A 16,010-nucleotide genomic window follows, 5' to 3' on the forward strand; every position below is an offset into this window, starting at 1 on the left:
TCAAAGGTGACATGACAGTTCCCGGCTCAAAGCTGGAAGCTGGATAGTTATGGGAGGAAAGACTTTGAAAAAATTGACAAACACACTTGCTGGCTCACTGATCGCATTCGCCGCTTCCATGGGTGCTGCGCAAGCCGACAAGCTGACATTCTACTGTTCGGCGCAGGAAGACTGGTGCCAGCTGATGGCGCGCAGCTTCGAGGACGCCACCGGCATTGACGTGAACATGACTCGCAAATCCTCTGGCGAGACCTTTGCGCAAATACGTGCGGAAAGCTCAAACCCAAAAGGAGATGTCTGGTGGGGCGGCACGGGTGACCCGCACCTTCAAGCAGCCGAAGAAGGTTTAACTATGGAATATGTCTCGCCCATGCGTGACCAGTTGCATGACTGGGCAATTTCACAGGCCGAAAGTGCTGGCAACAAGACCATCGGTATCTATTCGGGTGCGTTGGGCTATGGCTACAACTCTGACCTCCTGGCGGCCAACAACCTGCCTGAACCCGCCTGCTGGAAGGACCTGCTCAAGCCGGAATATAAAGGGCACGTTCAGATGGCGAACCCGAATTCGTCCGGAACTGCCTACACGACGCTGGCGTCGATGGTGCAGATCTTTGGCGAGGACGAGGGCTTTGAGTTCATGAAAGGCCTTCACGCCAACATAAATCAGTACACCAAATCCGGTTCGGCGCCCATCAAGGCCGCGGGTCGTGGCGAGAACACGATCGGCATTGTCTTCATGCATGACGCCGTCAAGCAGGCGGTGTCAGGCTTCCCTGTAAAGGTTGTCGCCCCGTGCGAAGGCACTGGTTACGAGATCGGTTCGATGTCGATCATTGAAGGCGCTCGCAACGAAGAAGAAGCCAAAAAGTTCTACGACTGGGCGCTGAGTGCCGAAGCCCAGAACCTCGCACTTGAAGTCAATGCCTTCCAGGTCCCGTCCAACAAGGGTGCGCAAACATCTGAAAGCGCCCCGGATATGAGCCAGATCAAGCTGATCGACTACGACTTCAAAAAGTACGGCTCCTCTGATGAGCGCAAGCGTCTGCTGCAAAAGTGGGACGAAGACGTTTCGGTGCTGCCGCAGTAAGTGACTGACAAAGCGAAAACCAGGACCCACCCGGTATTGATCTTCTGGATCATTGTCGGTTGGGCCGGCTACGTCCTGCTGCCATGGTACATGGTTGAGGATGGCCTTTGGTCATTTGAATGGCTCTTTAACGGCTATCCGTTTGACGAAGATTTTGCGCCCGCTCTATTTCTGATCGGGCGGGGTGAAAAGCTCTGGCTTGCACCCTTGCTGATCCCGCTGGCATTGCCAATTCTGGTGCTGGGGAAACCTAAATCTGATCCGATCTACGCTAAGATCCTGATTCTTGCCGGTGCACTGGGCTTTGGCTGGCTGATTGCGCAAGGCTTCGGGATCGGCATTCGCGGCTTCAACTTCGACTGGCTCAAGGCCCTCTTTGGTGAGCCGAAAATCCGACAGTTCGGCATGGGGTATGGAGCGATGATCTGTGCGTCGGCCTTCCTGTTCCTGCTCACGCAGGGCATAGCGGCGCGCGGTGCAGTCAACGGCGATGTGTTTGTCGTCAGCGCCATCGGCGGCGTCATTACAATCGTCACCGCCTTCGTGTTCTTTCCCATTGCCAACATGCTGTTTTCGGCCTTTGTGACCGAAAACGGCGCCTATTCGGCATCTGTTTTTGCCTCAAAATTTTTTGATGACCGTCTCTGGGGATTGGGGTGTTTTTGGGGTGCTAAATGCGGCGCCGCGTGGAACTCCCTCTTTTTGGCCATTCTCGTCGGCCTGATCACCACGGTTCTGGGACTTTGTTTTGCACTTTTGGTCACCAGGTCAGGGTTTCGGTTCAAGCGTGGGATGCGCGCGCTGACGGTTTTGCCAATCATCACGCCCCCCTTCGTAATCGGGCTGGCCTTGATCCTACTCTTCGGTTTATCCGGGTCGGTCACAGTCTTTTTCGCTGATCTTTTTGGCGTGCAACCGTCGCGGTGGCTCTATGGAATGCCGGGTGTCCTGATCGCCCAGACGCTGGCCTTCACCCCCATCGCATTTCTGGTGCTGATTGGTGTTGTCGAAGGCGTGTCGCCGTCGATGGAGGAAGCCGCCCAAACGCTGCGCGCCAATAGGTGGCAAACCTTCCGAACGGTGTCGCTGCCCCTGATGAGACCCGGTCTGGCGAATGCCTTTCTGCTCGGCTTCATCGAAAGCATGGCCGACTTCGGCAACCCGCTTGTTCTAGGCGGTAATTTTGACGTTCTGTCGACCGAGATTTTCTTTGCCATCGTCGGCGCGCAATATGATCAGGGTCGGGCTGCCGTGCTGGCCATGGTACTGCTCTTCTTCACGCTGTCTGCCTTTTACGCGCAGCGCGCCTGGCTCGGTAAGAAAAGCTACACCACCGTTTCCGGCAAGGGGGACGCTGGCGTGCATCCGCTGATGCCCTATGGGCTGGCGATACCCGTGCTGGCCATCGCGACCATCTGGGCGCTGTTTACAGCGGTTGTGTACGGCATGATCATTTACGGCAGCGTCGTTGAGCTTTGGGGCGTTAACAACACGCTCACCTTCAAACACTATGTCACCGCCTTCTCAGTGCGCTTTGAAGAGGAAGGCATCCGCTGGACGGGTGCCGCATGGGACAGTTTCTGGACCACCATCAGCATTGCGGCCATAGCGGCTCCGCTGACGGCAGCTGTAGGACTGGTGACCGCCTACTTGCTCACGCGCCAAAATTTCGCCGGAAAGAACGCCTTCGAATTCGGAACGATGCTGTCCTTCGCCATTCCCGGTACCGTCATCGGGGTCAGCTACATCCTGGCTTTCAACGTTCCCCCGATCGAAATCACAGGCACTGGTGTGATCCTCGTGATCAGCTTCATTTTCCGCAACATGCCCGTCGGCGTGCGTGCGGGCATTGCATCCATGTCGCAACTGGACAGGTCGCTTGATGAATCCTCGCTGACGCTGGGTGCAAACTCGTGGCAGACGTTCCGACGCGTGATCCTGCCCCTGCTTAAGCCCGCCATCCTAGCGGCACTCGTCTACAGTTTTGTCCGCGCGATGACCGCGATCTCGGCAGTCATTTTTCTGGTATCGGCCGAATACGACATGGCGACCAGCTACATCATCGGGCGCGTCGAGAACAATGACTACGGCCTTGCCATCGCCTATTCCACCACGCTGATCTTCGTGATGCTGGCATCTGTAGGGCTTTTGCAATTCCTCGTGGGCCGCGTGCAGATCGGACGGCGCACCCAGATCGGAGCGGAAAGAACGACATGACGGATACCAACATTGCTAGTAAAGCCGCGCCGGTTCGGTTCGAAGGAGTGTCAAAAGTATTTGGCAAAGATGTCGTGGCCGTCGACAACATCGACCTGCATGTGGAAGCAGGTAAACTGGTGACGCTGCTGGGGCCATCGGGCTGCGGCAAAACAACGACGCTGCGCATGATTGCCGGTCTGGAGATGGCCAGCTCGGGCCGGATCGTGATAGGCGATCGCGACGTGACCAAGCTGCCCGCGACCGATCGCGATGTGTCTATGGTGTTTCAGTCTTACGCCCTGTTCCCGCATATGAGCGTGCTAGAAAACGTGATGTATGGTTTGACATTCTCCGGCTTTGATAAGAGCGAGGCCAGATCGCGCGCGCTCAAAGGGTTGGAACTGGTGGGCCTCAAGGGCTTCGACAACCGTTTGCCTAGCGAACTGTCAGGAGGCCAGCAACAACGTGTCGCAGTCGCCCGCGCGCTGGTGCTGGAACCGCAGGTGCTGCTCTTTGACGAACCCCTGTCGAACCTCGATGCCAAACTGCGCCGACAGGTGCGCGAAGACATTCGCTCCATTCAGCGGGACCTCGGACTGACGGTTGTCTATGTAACCCACGATCAGGAGGAAGCGCTTGCCGTGTCGGACGAGATCGTCGTCATGCGTAACGCCGCCATTGCCCAGATCGGCACACCACGGCAACTCTATGACGCACCAATCGACCGCTTCGTGGCTGACTTCATCGGTGAAGCGAACCTGATCGAGTGCAAAATCGTCGAAGTCGATGGCGATCAAGCTACAATCGACATCGAAGGACACTGCCACCGCTTGCCCTCTCGCGATTTGCCCGTAGGTCCGGCAACGCTGGCGGTGCGTCCGTCCCGCATCCTGATCGGATACGAAACCGGCATCCCGGCAAAAGTCTCCAAGGCTACCTATGTCGGCGTGCGCATGGAATACACGCTGACCGGCGCATTCGGACGGGTGTTTGCCGTGCAGGACGACGTGGATGACCCGTTGCAACCGGGCGCTGACGTCAAAATGGCCTTTGCAGACCGGGGACCGGTTTTGCTGCCGAAGGGCTGACATTGCCGAAACTCGTTATCATTTCGCACCCGGAAGTGGTCGTGAACCCAGAGATCGCAATCACCAAATGGGAACTGAGTGAGGTGGGCCGCACCCGGGCCGAAGCATTTGCAAATACGCCGATCATGGCCTCGGTCAGCGCCATCTGGTCCAGCACCGAACGCAAGGCAGAACAGACAGCTGCGATCCTGGCCAAACCGCACGGCCTTGAGGTGAAGGTAAACCCGGCGCTGGGCGAAAATGACCGCAGTGCCACCGGTTTCCTGCCACCGCACCAGTTCGAAGCCGCCGCTGATGCATTCTTCGCTGCACCCGACGTGAGCTTTCGCGGCTGGGAAACCGCGACAGATGCTCAGGCCCGGATTGTCGGGGCAGTCACGTCAATCATGGACGCGCACGATGGTGGTGATCTTGCCATCGTAACCCACGGCGCGGTTGGGACGCTGCTCTGGTGTCATCTCTCAGGAGTGCGGATTGATCGCCAGCACGACCAGCCTGGGCAGGGGCATTTCTGGAGCGCTGATTTGGACACGCTGTGCTGTAGCCTCGGCTGGCGGGCTATCGCCTGACGCAAATCAGTCGTGCCATGCCTTCTCGCAAATTGCTTTGAGATCATCAAAGATCTTTGGCGTACCGGCAATGACGCGGCCACCATCGCGGATCATTTCATTGGCGTCCTGTTCTTCGACGACACCACCGGCCTCTGCGATCAACAGCTGACCGGCAAGACAGTCCCACGCGTTCATATGCTCTTCGACGTACCCCAACAACCGGCCTGCCGCGACATAGGCAAGCGACAGCGCGCCGCTTGCATTGCGATGATACATGGCCCCGCGTTCGATGATGGCTGAAATGATTGGGATCACCTTTGCCGCTTCGATGCGGTTCGAATATCCGACCGAGACGGTCCCGCTTGCCATATCGACGCCTGATGCGACCTGCATTGGCTGCCCGTTGAGCGTTGCTCCCGCCCCCCGCATGGCGGCATAGGTCTCAGCCACGTTCGGCTCGTGAATGACACCGATTTGTGTTTGTCCCTCTGAAACAACCGCCAGGACGATCGTCCACGCCGGAATGCCGTTTACGAAGTTCGTGGTGCCGTCGATTGGGTCGATCACCCAGTCAAACCCGCTGGACCCTGATTTCGCAGCGTGCTCCTCTCCGAAGATTCCATCATCGGGATAGGCCTCGGTTATTTTTTCGCGAACATACGTCTCGACATTTCGGTCGGCTTCGCTGACCCAATCCTGAGCACCCTTTGCATCCACCACCAGAGTGTCTCTATTGCCAAAATATCTTATAGCCAACGCGCCTGCTTCTTCAGCCACTTTGGTGGCGAACAAACTTCGATCAGAGATGCTTTGCACTCGATCCTCCTGCCGTTAAATTCTGTTTCTGATTATGAACAATAGGCGGTGCCGGGGGTCAGCACCACCAAGCAAGATTAAAACCCGTTTCGTCGATTTCTTCAGATACATATTACGACAACGAAATGAAGCCCCAAACTAATGGTGGACAGCGGACCTATGCAATTGATGTCTCTTACGTGAAGGCCCGCTTTGAACGCGTTGTAGCCCAAAGCCGATTAATTTCCGACGGTACAGCTTAAGCCCATAAAACCCTTGATCGACCATAAATGTAGCGACTGCTTTGTCCCGCTTAGCGGTCGCTCGCTGCAACTTGCTTGAACGTCTGCAATGCGGACAATCCCGCCTGATGCTGTTGCAGCGAACTTCGCCACCGGGCGTCCACCAGATTGTGGAACAATTCGCGGCACTGCAGCGTGATTTCCCGAAAGCGGTCATCGAACGCTGCTAAATTGGTCCAATCCGAAACCGGTCGTTCGCTGCGCCACTGTCGGATGTCTCAGTTGCGGGACATTCCCGCCGTTTACCCATGTGCTACTCTCAGGCGGGTGTTCTATGAATTTACCCTGCGGTTCGTCGTTATCCATATCGCGAACACTCGATCCGCGTGCCCATTGAAGGACAGGCGGACTGCTATCCTTAGCCAAATTCAAATCTGCTTTGAGACTTACACCAAAAGGCCGCCCCACTCAGAGAGGTGCAAAACCCGTTGGAGGTAACCTTCACAAACTGTCGCCTGAAAAATCTAATCCAAATTTTGTGTTGGAGCCGCACTCGCGCCAGATCGTATGCTTTGGTGGGTATGCAGGGGTCGGATGATCCGGATGTTGATGTTGTTGACCGAGATACATTGATCCTGCGAACTGCCAAAATCCAATTACCAGAGTGGTCGTTGTCTGACGGAGACCGGAATTTTGCATGCTTTTCTAGGCGGGAGCCCAAGAGGAAAACAGTAAATCAAAAATACACACCGTGGTCCGCGACAGGTAGCCTAGAAGTAGCCTAAAACAGACAAATTCCAACATCAGCATAGGCGCAATACGGGCGATGTGGAAAAGTTTATATTTTTATTCAACTGCTTAGAAGTGGCGGACCGAAGAGATCCGCCTATTATCACTTAAAAACAGTCACTTAAACCAAAAATTCCAAATACTGGCGCCCTATATCGCTCAATGTGTTACGTAGGGGAGTTCCAACTTAATTCCCCTGCCTTACCAAAAGAAAACGCCGTATCTTTTGCAGACGATCACGGCGTCAAAACGTCTTTCCAAGCAGGCAGTTTGTCATACCAGGTGGACAGCGGAGAACCCTACCATTCGCGAAGCCAATTTCCGCGGGCAAACTGTCGGCTGGTTGGGGCAAGGACGATGACATGCGGGTCTTAGCCCATGAGATGATCTGGGGCAGCCTGACCGAAAACGAGACATGGGCGGAACTTGAAGGCGCGCTCAAACCGCAGTTTCGGGATACGCATGGCGGTGTTTTGAACGTGGACACCGCTGTGATCGACCCCGGCAACTGGGCCGATCAGGTCTATGCCTTCTGTCGCCCGCGCATGTCGCGCCGCCGGGTGAAATTTATGCGCTGGTTGAAACTGAAATGGTCGAAACAGGCATTGCTACCGAAATTCTTAATCGAGAAAATTCTGCTTTCAGACACCTAAAATTTCGGCGGATTACGAGTAGATACGTGCGGAGTTCACACTGGGTCGAAGTGCAGGACTGGGAGGTAGCGGCTTCAGGCAATTTAACCTTAGAAAACTGAGGCCCATGCCTAATTGTTGCCACTGTTTTGCGAGACGCTCAATCAATTCAAACGCAACTAAATGAGCTCACATGACCATCGAAACCATCTCTTTGAGCGAGGCACGGCTTGCGAAACGCCGTAGGACAAGACGCAAGCCAATACTAGCCATCACGGGGTTGAGCTGAATCGTTCTGATTGCATGCGCTGCTTCCCAATTAGATGTATTATCCAATGGCACCCCAAGTGGGGCCAACTCGGGTGCGCGCCAGATCTCTGGCTATCCAACACTTTCAAGAGTCATTGATGCTGACACCATCGTTGTTGAGGATGTCCGAGTCCGTTTGGACGGCATTTCTGCTCCTGAACGAGGCCATGAATTGTACATCAAAGGAAAATGGTTTGTTGCTGACTTGATGCGCGAAGCAAAAACCGTTGAATGTAACTTGGAAGGCAGGAAGTCTTACGACCGTGAAGTCGGCGCATGCTTTTTCATAATGCAGGATGGGAGGCGCGTTGACCCGCAGGCAGAGACTGTAAAGGCTGGTCTTGCCCGCGATTGCCATCGGTACTCAGGTGGCCGCTACAAGAAATTCGAAACGGACGCCAGCCGCGCCTTGCCCTTGCCCGGTTATTACTAGGTGATTGGATCAAAACACAGGAATTCCCGCATGAAAAACGCAATACTCTTCACTTTTGGTATGGCGATCTTAACTGCATGTGATGCAAGCGAAGAGGAGGTACGCACGGCATCAACGGCAGCAGTGGCAGGTTCTGTCGCATATGAGGCAGAACAAGAGTATGAGAAATCTACCGATTTCGATGCTATCGCCGAAGACGCGGCGTCTGGCATTGACACATCGGATTTTGGCGCCTTGACAGACTGAAGCAGACGTTTCTAACGTCACTGAGAGATTGCCAGATCAAGTGGCGAACGCCGGATTTGGTGAAGAATACCCAATGCAGCCGGTGTGTAAGGTCAGGATAAAGCCTTTCATATGGATTGAAGCCACCGGCGGGCAAAGCCCACTTCACCAAGTGCTTCGTTTTGGAGCAATGGTGTCTTTTTTGCCGTGGAATACCGTTGTGTCGCCGACGTTATCCGAATACCGGGAAGCCCTCCGAAAACACACGAAACGTAGCCATGGCCAGAAGCAGTAGGCCCAAGAGCAACACTGCCAGCCCCGACACGCATTCGACAATAACGAAGCGGCGCATCTCGGGCGCGTCTGGGTCGCGCTGCCGCAACGCCTTAACAATCTTGGCACGCCAAGCAAAGAAGGCCGCGCATCCAGAAAATATTGCAGCCATGACAAGGTTTACGAGGACCATGTTTGCTGAGCCGTGCATGAGGCCAAGAAGCACAACAATTGACAACGCCTGCCAGACCCCAGCTGTCACGTATCCTAGCAATTTTATCATTCCACCTTTTCGGCCGTCTACACCTTGCAGTTCCAACGCGGGCGTCTCTTGTACCAGCGTATCCGCGCTTCGAAACTGCAAGGTGTGTCCCGCGAGACCTACTCTTGTTCTTCCGACGTGTCTGAACCATCGACATCAATACCAATCATGCGTTCGATATCCTTGAACAGTCCTGTGGCGATACCGTCTTCTTTCGGTGACAAGGTTTCTGCCAGACGCGTCAGTTCAACGGTCGCGGCGTCAGCAATTCCAGTGTCGGACAAATCTGCCTTGGCCAGTTCAACGAAACCAATCGGAAATCCGAGCAGAGCAAGCAGTTCAATCGATGGATCGCCTGCGTATTGTGGCAACTCTCCCAAAAGCTTGACGTAACGTAGTAGGGCCGCGCGCCTCGCAGGGGTCATATCTTCAATGGCAACTTTGTCTACGAGCATTGCATCTGTTGTAGCGGCCAGCATTTCTGCGACACCAAACCCGCGGTCAGGCCTGAGTGTATCCTGTGTATACACACGGCGTATCACCACTGGGTCGAGCAGGTCTTCAATGATCGTCACAGCCATAGCATCTACGATTTCAAGCCCGCCTATGGGCCTGATCTCGGTTAGCGTCTCGGGAGCAGCAAAGATCTCCAGTTCTGCTATTGCTTCGGAGGCAAGGTAGGTCACAGCCGCTTTTTGATCTGCGACATCGATGAAATCAGTAGGCAGGCCATCGTTAGACGTCGAGTTGAAGCCACCAACCATCTGCGTGACGCTGTCCATAAAGCCCATGAAACGAGCGCGGCCTTGGTCGTACACGCGCGCCATGTCGCGTGAACGCGAAGGCGATTGCGGGGTCACCCTCGGCAAAAGAGTGATTGAAGATCGCAGTGCCGCGACTCCAGATCGCGTCGCTTCAAGACGATCAGCCCCGATGTTTTCTGACAGAACCGTAGGGTCAAAACGCCCATACGCTTCGTCTGGCTTTTCCGCCGCCCCCCAGACAAGTCCTTTGCTATTTTGCGACTGCCCAGCAATTGCATCAAGGACTTCATTGCTCAGGTTTGGTGTATACCCCCATGCAATAGCGTGGGCGTCATACGCGCTAACCAGAGGAAAGAACTGCTCAATCCCGTCCTCCGGTCGGGCGACATAATTGAAACGCCCGTACGCCATGATAGACGCGGTTGATCCTTGTTTTGCGACAAAGGCCGGGTCGCGTAACTGCTCGGTGCTCCACGCCGTGGACGCTTGATGATTGTGACGCAGACCAAGCGTGTGACCCACTTCGTGGCTTACGGCATAGCGCAAAATGCGGCCTTGGAGTTCTTCGGGTAGCGGCAAAGACCCGGCAAGGGGGTCAAGGTTCGACATCAGAAGAAAGTAATAATCTGAAAACACGTTTATAACTTCCGGCCAGACCAAAATATGCGCCGAGATGATCTCGCCGGTCCGGGGATCGTGTACGTTCGGACCCAGTGCATTTGCCACCGGCTGCGCAATCCATCGGATCACATTGTGCCGTGCGTCATTGATCGACCAATCTGGGTCTTCTTGCGGTGTGGGCGCATCTTTGGCGATGATCGCATTGGTAAACCCTGCTGCTTCAAAGGCCGGTTGCCAGTCCTCAATCGCGGTCCTCACGTAGGGCCGCCACCGCTCGGGGATTTCAGGCGACAGATAGTAAACCAGAGGTTCGACCGGATCAGAGGGCAATGGCGCATTTGGGTCGGCATGTACCAATCGGTGCCGCAGAGCGAGTTGCGTTTTTTGGGCAACCGCACCGCTGGCATTCTCAAATTCCAAGACCTCTGTCGAAAAGTAGCCCACACGCGGATCAAAAAGTCGCTTCTCCATCGGCTCTTCGGGAAGCAGCGCGATTGTGTGCGCCACTTCGATGGATACTGCCCGATCCTGACTCACTTGATCCTGCGCCATGAAGGTCAGATGCGACTTCAAGAAAATATTCTCGGGAAAGGCACTGGCCTGAGAAATATATGATCTTTTGGGATCAACCCCAATGGGTGTGAGGCCCGTGGAGGCAATTTGCCCTTTGGCCGAAAAGTCCGGAATGTCGGATGAGAAAACCCCGGTCGCATCGACCAACATGTTTCCGTCTTCATCTTCCGCCATAATTTCGAAGGACAAAAGTATGGGGCCGATCTGTGCATTCGCAATGGCAATATCAATTGGTCGTATTTTCAGCTCGGACGAGGCCGCGCCTTGCTGATCTGTTATCCGTACCGATCCCGAGGACAAAGACCGTACGAGCAACCTGCTGTCCTGTCGCTCCAGTTTTACCGCGTGGGTCGCGATCTCCGTTCCCGACAGTGAAATCGCATCCGCCGGATACCGCGCGACCTCGGCGCTCCAGAACAAAGTTCTGTCCAGTATCGATGGTGGCACCGAAAAATAATGAGAGCCGTCTTTTGCATAGATCGTTGCCGCGCCCTCACTTACTTCGGCGCCCTCGATGAGGCTTTGAAAGTCAGGTTCATCCTCGGCAAGCGCACCCGTCGCCAGAAAATGCAGCGACATTGCAATAACAGCCAATAATCTCATATCTGGGTTTCCCGGTCATGGCGGTGGATCGATTAGTGTCACAGCTTAAGTCGCGCCTAGTCGAGGGCAAGCAGGAATACCGTTGGAACCAAGTGTGTTTCAGTCCACTAGTCTGGTTGCGCAGCGAGGGCTGTATGAAGTGCGGCAGCCAATTTATGCGGGTCCTCTTCCTTCCGAGGCACCAAGATATCACGCACCACCGCATTTAACGCTTTATCGGCCGCGGCTGCCGCATCATCTTCACCATCGACGGCTACTTCAATGGACTCCACAGCGCTGAGAACGGCACCCGGGACGCTGGCCACACCCTGAAGCAGCGCGCTGATGCCAAGATGCTCCACTTGATTTGAATTTGCGGCTGTGCCGACAAAAGTTGGACTGAAGCCTTCAACTCCCCAGACCTGACTGGGCGTTAAACCAGTTCCGGTCGCATATTGATGAATATGCGGTACGCTGAAATGACCGACGAAGCCGTGGCTCCAAAGCGGTCTGTGCGTGATCGGGTTATGGCGGGTCGTGCCTGTCAAAAGCGCTTGCCATATCAGCAAGGTCGCCTCCCCATCCGTTTTAGCATGAACCTCATGTTCGGCCCGCGCCTCTTCCGGCAAAGCGCGCACGTAACTGCCCGCAAGCGGCAGCAATGCCAAAGCGCCTTGTAGTGCATCAGGCCTATTTTCCAGAAAGGCGCTGTAGGCATCCGTAAGAAGGTCAACGTGCACGCGCCCCGCCTCTGACGCGAGTGCAGTCGTGAGCGAATAAACAGTCCAACCCGCATCGAGCAATGCGGGCGTGCTGACGTCCCACAAGGTTGGGGGCAATGCCTGACCTCGTTTCGTACTCTGGTTTGTTAACGCTTCAATAGCGTCGGCATAGGCAATTAGCACAGACGCACTGACCTCGCCTTTTTCGAGCCGCACAAGATGATCGTCAACGCCCAGATCACTTAAGATACCGGTTGGATGAAGGCCTACCTCCAACAGACGTTGCCGGACCTCTGCCGATCCTTCCTGCCCTTCAGTAAGGGTTGCCGTGCCTGACGTGGCCGCCATCGGTTCAATTGATAAGATTTTGCGACCCGCCAGCCAGACCGCCGACAAAATGACCAGCAAGCCAACGCACAAAAGACCGATTACCTTTGGATTCATTTGATTTTACATTCCCTAGGCGAAGTTCCAAAGCTGGCGACTGACAGCAATACTTGGCTCGTTTCCCTAAAAGTTACAGACTTCATAAACACTAACTCTGTCTGTGATATCGTTTCGCGCTCTTACCGAAAACCGTAGCGTGGGTGCGCCACAGGAAAAGCGATTTTCCCTGAGCCCTAGTGTTAACGTATTTTTCAAAGTCTTTATCAGGCCCGAACGCTGCCGATACACCGAAAGGCACTGTCAGAGCAAATTGGCTTAAGCCGGGCAGGGCGGTTTCATAGCCTCACAGGATGACCAAGCCTGACCCATTTCGTTACTTCAAAACGAGCCGTGAGATCATCCGTCTGGCGGTGATGCTGTATGTTCGTTTCCCGCTGTCCCTTCGAAATGTCGAGGATCTTCTGCACGAACGCGGCATCGATGTCAGTCATGAGGCTGTGAGGTTCTGGTGGCATCGGTTCGGTCCAATGTTTGCGGCGGAAATCCGAAAACGGCGTATTGTTGGCATGAAATCGAGTAAGTGGCGCTGGCATCTTGACGAGATGTTCGTGAAGATCAACGGCGAGAGACACTACCTTTGGCGGGCCGTCGATCATGAAGGTGAAGTCTTGGAAAGCTTCGTGACGAAGACGCGCGACAAGAAGGCCGCGTTGAAATTCTTAAAGAAAACAGCGCGTAAGCACGGTTCCCCGGAGGTGTTCGTCACGGATCTGCTTCGCTCGTATGGCGCAGCCCTGAAAGAGGTCGGTGCAGTACACAAGCAGGAAACAGGCCGCTGGCTGAACAACCGCGCGGAGAATTCACATCTGCCGTTTCGACGACGAGAGCGAGCTATGCTTCGCTTCCGCCGCATGCGAAGTTTGCAGAAATTCGCCGCTGTCCACGCATCCGTCTACAACCACTTCAACCAGGAAAGATCACTCACAAGTCGAGACATCTTCAAGATGACACGCTCCGCCGCTCTATCCGAGTGGCGCCAGCTTTGTTCCGGATAGGTTCACGGAGTTGGCGGCAAACTGAGACTGGTTCGAATTTGTCTGACAGCACCCGTTCAGCCTGCTCGACGCATCAAGGCCCTACGTCAAACTACTCGCAGAATGTCGCACCGTACTCGGCTGGCTCGAGCCCCACCGACTCCGCGATTGCTGCAGACGGGTAACGATTGCCTTCAGCATCACAAACCGTGTCCGCAGTGGCGTCGTTAAAGCCATCGCTTTCGACACAGCCGCTGAGGGCGAGCGCTCCAATGGTGGCGGCAATAGCAGTAAATTTCTTGTTCACTTGTCTTCTCCTTGATTTCGTTTTGCATTTACTTGTCGGCTAAACTGTCACGGCCATTCAGGCAGATCCGCCCGCCAATCTCTCTACTCGGGTCACTCGCAAATGTTCTTGCCATGCTCGGACTGATTCCGCACGGCGCGTCCGTGCGGCACTACTGAGTGTAATCCTCGAACCCCTCGACATTCTCGTCAATAACCGTGCAATTTCCAGCAGCGCGGATGTTCGGCTGATCCCAGGATACATTCCAGTTGACCGTGATGACATTGCCATTCGTCGATCCAGGATAAACGGAGATGGCTGCATTTGGCAGTTTTGAGAAGGCCGGCACGCTGTTCCACAGGTAGTCATGGCACGCGCGCAGGGCATTGGTCGTCTGGCGATCTAACGCGAATGCAGTGCTGGCGCTGGCGACAAGAACAGCGGACAGAACGAGGGATTTGAGCATGGGGTATTCTCCTGTGGCTTTGCAACTCGTAGTCATTAGACAATCGCGGTTTTTGTGAGCCCAGTCTATCCATTGAGCGTATCAATTATCCAATTGCCGCAACGTTGGGCAGAATTCGATCCGCATGCGCAATAACCAAGTCCCGCGTTTGACCTCACTCTCCTAGATCTCCCCTGTGCTGCAATGGAGAAGTGCCGAAAGAACACGAAAGTGACAGTCGATAACTCTTTTTGGAATGCGATTTACGTTTCTCAAGCTTCAGCACGGCGGCTCCAACGATACCAGCCGAGCAAAGCCAGCAGGCCAAAGATCGGCTCGAAGTTCTTTATGGCAAACGCGAAGACTCCGCCGCTAAGGTTCTCCGCTCCGCCGTCGGTCAGCGCGAGTACGGCCTTGTCGCCAAGACCCGCGTATTCTTGTCCACTGGCACAATGAAACGTCGATCTCGTAATTACGACTCCGGCTAGTTTCTCCTTGGTCGCTCCGATTCCCGCTTGCTAAGCTTCAATCATTAGCGAAGACTGCTCATCCATTAGGCGAACCCACTATCCAATTTCCGATGAAAGCAAAAAATGTTGGATCTTAAGCTCAACGCCCCAAACGTTCTAAAACGGCTCGCTGTCAACGAGGACTCGTGGAACGGGGTCGATTTTCCATTTCAGGGGCGTGGCGCGTATCGAATGAGTTCCTACTACTCTAGCCAAGGGAAAAAGCTATTTCGCCGTCAGTTCACGTCTAGTGCTAAACTCGAACTGCACGATCAAAAGACTGGTAAGGCTGCGGTTGCAATCGCCGATGCGGGCTCAATGAGCCTCGCCTATATCCGAACTACGGGACACAATGTCAGCGTAACAGAAACGCAGCGGCCCACTCTGTTGGTGCTTGTCTCCGGCGGTCTGTTGATACGGAATGAGTTCTTGAGTTTCGAGCATCGGGGCGAGCCATGGGTAATGATGGGCCGTGGATCTCGCGAAACCCGCGCGTTTTCAGCGAACGGAGCTGACTGCGAGGCCTTCGTGCTGTCCTTGCCCGCTCGACTTCTCGGCAACCGTCTCAAAAGCTTGGAAAGACTGGGCGGCCTGATGGCCGGTGACGTATACTTGGAAGAGCACGTACAGTTGGCACGATTGATCCTCGCCCTCGCCACGCAATTGACCCAGATCAGAGAAGCGGAGATGATAACAGATGAGGCCGCATCATGGACGACAATACTCACAAACCAGATCGAACGTTGTGTAGATTCTATTTCTGGCTTCAAAACGGCAAAGGCGTTCGAGAACGAAAACATGCCTGGCCTAGGCCACGTTCGACAGGCTGAGAAATTCATTGCTGAGCAACTTCAATATATTTCCAGTATCACCGAAATCGCAAGCCACGTAGGTGTGTCCGAGCGCACCCTTCAGAATGCTTTCCGCCGCGTAAGGGGAGCCAGTCCTAAATTGATTTTGAACCAGTCGCGACTTCTTCGGGCAAGAGACCAGTTGCTCAATCCGGATGGCCCAGCGACCGTATCTGCAATCTGCAACCTGTGCGGGATCGCACATCATGGACGTTTCAGCAAAGAATACAAAAAAGTCTTTGGTGAAAGCCCAGTCGCGACGCTGAACGCACGCAGTGGACGATGAATGCCGAATGTCGCCTTCATCCGGATTGTGTTGAAAAACTCGGTGCTCCTACGAGAACGGCC

The 16,010-nt window shown here is 54.7% G+C and carries 15 protein-coding genes; 9 read left to right on the forward strand and 6 right to left on the reverse strand.

Annotated features, from left to right (window positions below; all coding sequences use genetic code 11):
• Nucleotides 1–49: 49 nt before the first annotated feature.
• The 4 genes from D1823_RS11485 to D1823_RS11500 are packed head-to-tail and all read left to right on the forward strand — an operon-like array spanning nucleotide 50 to nucleotide 4,946.
• Complete coding sequence (locus D1823_RS11485; RefSeq protein WP_371415275.1) at nucleotides 50–1,090, forward strand: ABC transporter substrate-binding protein; 1,041 nt, start codon at nucleotides 50–52, stop codon at nucleotides 1,088–1,090.
• On the forward strand, nucleotides 1,091–3,307 hold the full coding sequence (locus D1823_RS11490) for an iron ABC transporter permease (protein WP_117870093.1): 2,217 nt from the start codon (nucleotides 1,091–1,093) through the stop codon (nucleotides 3,305–3,307). It abuts the gene before it with no gap.
• Nucleotides 3,304–4,377, forward strand: a complete 1,074-nt coding sequence (locus D1823_RS11495; RefSeq protein ID WP_117870095.1) for an ABC transporter ATP-binding protein — start codon at nucleotides 3,304–3,306, stop codon at nucleotides 4,375–4,377. Before D1823_RS11490 ends, D1823_RS11495 begins: the two co-directional genes overlap by 4 nt.
• A gap of 2 nt (nucleotides 4,378–4,379) precedes the next feature.
• Nucleotides 4,380–4,946 carry a histidine phosphatase family protein gene (locus D1823_RS11500; RefSeq protein WP_117870096.1) on the forward strand — a complete coding sequence of 189 codons (567 nt, stop codon included), beginning with the start codon at nucleotides 4,380–4,382 and terminating at the stop codon, nucleotides 4,944–4,946.
• A 6-nt stretch (nucleotides 4,947–4,952) separates the two neighbouring features.
• Here D1823_RS11500 and D1823_RS11505 read toward each other — a convergent pair whose 3' ends face one another.
• Nucleotides 4,953–5,744, reverse strand: coding sequence for an inositol monophosphatase family protein (locus D1823_RS11505; protein ID WP_117870098.1), 792 nt, complete (start codon nucleotides 5,742–5,744; stop codon nucleotides 4,953–4,955).
• Nucleotides 5,745–7,086: 1,342 nt separating this feature from the next.
• Here D1823_RS11505 and D1823_RS11510 point away from each other — a divergent pair.
• The 3 genes from D1823_RS11510 (at nucleotide 7,087) to D1823_RS11520 (ending at nucleotide 8,374) form a co-directional block, all read left to right on the forward strand.
• Entirely contained in the window at nucleotides 7,087–7,407 is a 321-nt protein-coding gene (locus D1823_RS11510; RefSeq protein ID WP_256369675.1) for a terminase gpA endonuclease subunit, read from the forward strand.
• A 424-nt stretch (nucleotides 7,408–7,831) separates the two neighbouring features.
• Complete coding sequence (locus D1823_RS11515) at nucleotides 7,832–8,128, forward strand: hypothetical protein (RefSeq protein ID WP_117870102.1); 297 nt, start codon at nucleotides 7,832–7,834, stop codon at nucleotides 8,126–8,128.
• 30 nt (nucleotides 8,129–8,158) lie between these two features.
• Nucleotides 8,159–8,374 (forward strand): hypothetical protein, encoded by a 216-nt coding sequence (locus D1823_RS11520; protein ID WP_162896824.1) that lies wholly within the window; start codon nucleotides 8,159–8,161, stop codon nucleotides 8,372–8,374.
• Nucleotides 8,375–8,585: 211 nt separating this feature from the next.
• On the opposite strand, the gene D1823_RS11525 is transcribed toward D1823_RS11520, so the two are convergent.
• The 3 genes from D1823_RS11525 to D1823_RS11535 all read right to left on the reverse strand — a co-directional run bounded on the left by D1823_RS11525 (nucleotide 8,586) and on the right by D1823_RS11535 (nucleotide 12,594).
• Complete coding sequence (locus D1823_RS11525) at nucleotides 8,586–8,990, reverse strand: hypothetical protein (RefSeq protein WP_117870106.1); 405 nt, start codon at nucleotides 8,988–8,990, stop codon at nucleotides 8,586–8,588.
• Between the two features lie 17 nt (nucleotides 8,991–9,007).
• Complete coding sequence (locus D1823_RS11530) at nucleotides 9,008–11,449, reverse strand: zinc-dependent metalloprotease (protein WP_117870108.1); 2,442 nt, start codon at nucleotides 11,447–11,449, stop codon at nucleotides 9,008–9,010.
• 107 nt (nucleotides 11,450–11,556) lie between these two features.
• Nucleotides 11,557–12,594: a hypothetical protein gene (locus tag D1823_RS11535; protein WP_117870110.1), complete on the reverse strand. Its 1,038-nt coding sequence runs from the start codon at nucleotides 12,592–12,594 to the stop codon at nucleotides 11,557–11,559.
• A gap of 293 nt (nucleotides 12,595–12,887) precedes the next feature.
• Here D1823_RS11535 and D1823_RS11540 point away from each other — a divergent pair, with 293 nt between their 5' ends.
• On the forward strand, nucleotides 12,888–13,592 hold the full coding sequence (locus tag D1823_RS11540; protein WP_117870113.1) for an IS6 family transposase: 705 nt from the start codon (nucleotides 12,888–12,890) through the stop codon (nucleotides 13,590–13,592).
• Nucleotides 13,593–13,683: 91 nt separating this feature from the next.
• Here D1823_RS11540 and D1823_RS11545 read toward each other — a convergent pair whose 3' ends face one another.
• A complete protein-coding gene (locus D1823_RS11545; protein ID WP_117870115.1) occupies nucleotides 13,684–13,878 on the reverse strand; it encodes a hypothetical protein in 195 nt (64 codons plus the stop codon).
• Nucleotides 13,879–14,029: 151 nt separating this feature from the next.
• The gene (locus D1823_RS11550) at nucleotides 14,030–14,323 is read right to left on the reverse strand and encodes a hypothetical protein (protein ID WP_117870117.1); all 294 of its coding nucleotides are present in this window, start codon (nucleotides 14,321–14,323) and stop codon (nucleotides 14,030–14,032) included.
• A 572-nt stretch (nucleotides 14,324–14,895) separates the two neighbouring features.
• Here D1823_RS11550 and D1823_RS11555 point away from each other — a divergent pair.
• Complete coding sequence (locus D1823_RS11555; RefSeq protein WP_117870119.1) at nucleotides 14,896–15,948, forward strand: helix-turn-helix transcriptional regulator; 1,053 nt, start codon at nucleotides 14,896–14,898, stop codon at nucleotides 15,946–15,948.
• The last annotated feature ends 62 nt before the right edge of the window (nucleotides 15,949–16,010 follow it).

It is taken from the genome of Ruegeria sp. AD91A (genome assembly GCF_003443535.1).
In the GTDB taxonomy this organism is placed as follows: Bacteria; Pseudomonadota; Alphaproteobacteria; order Rhodobacterales; family Rhodobacteraceae; genus Ruegeria.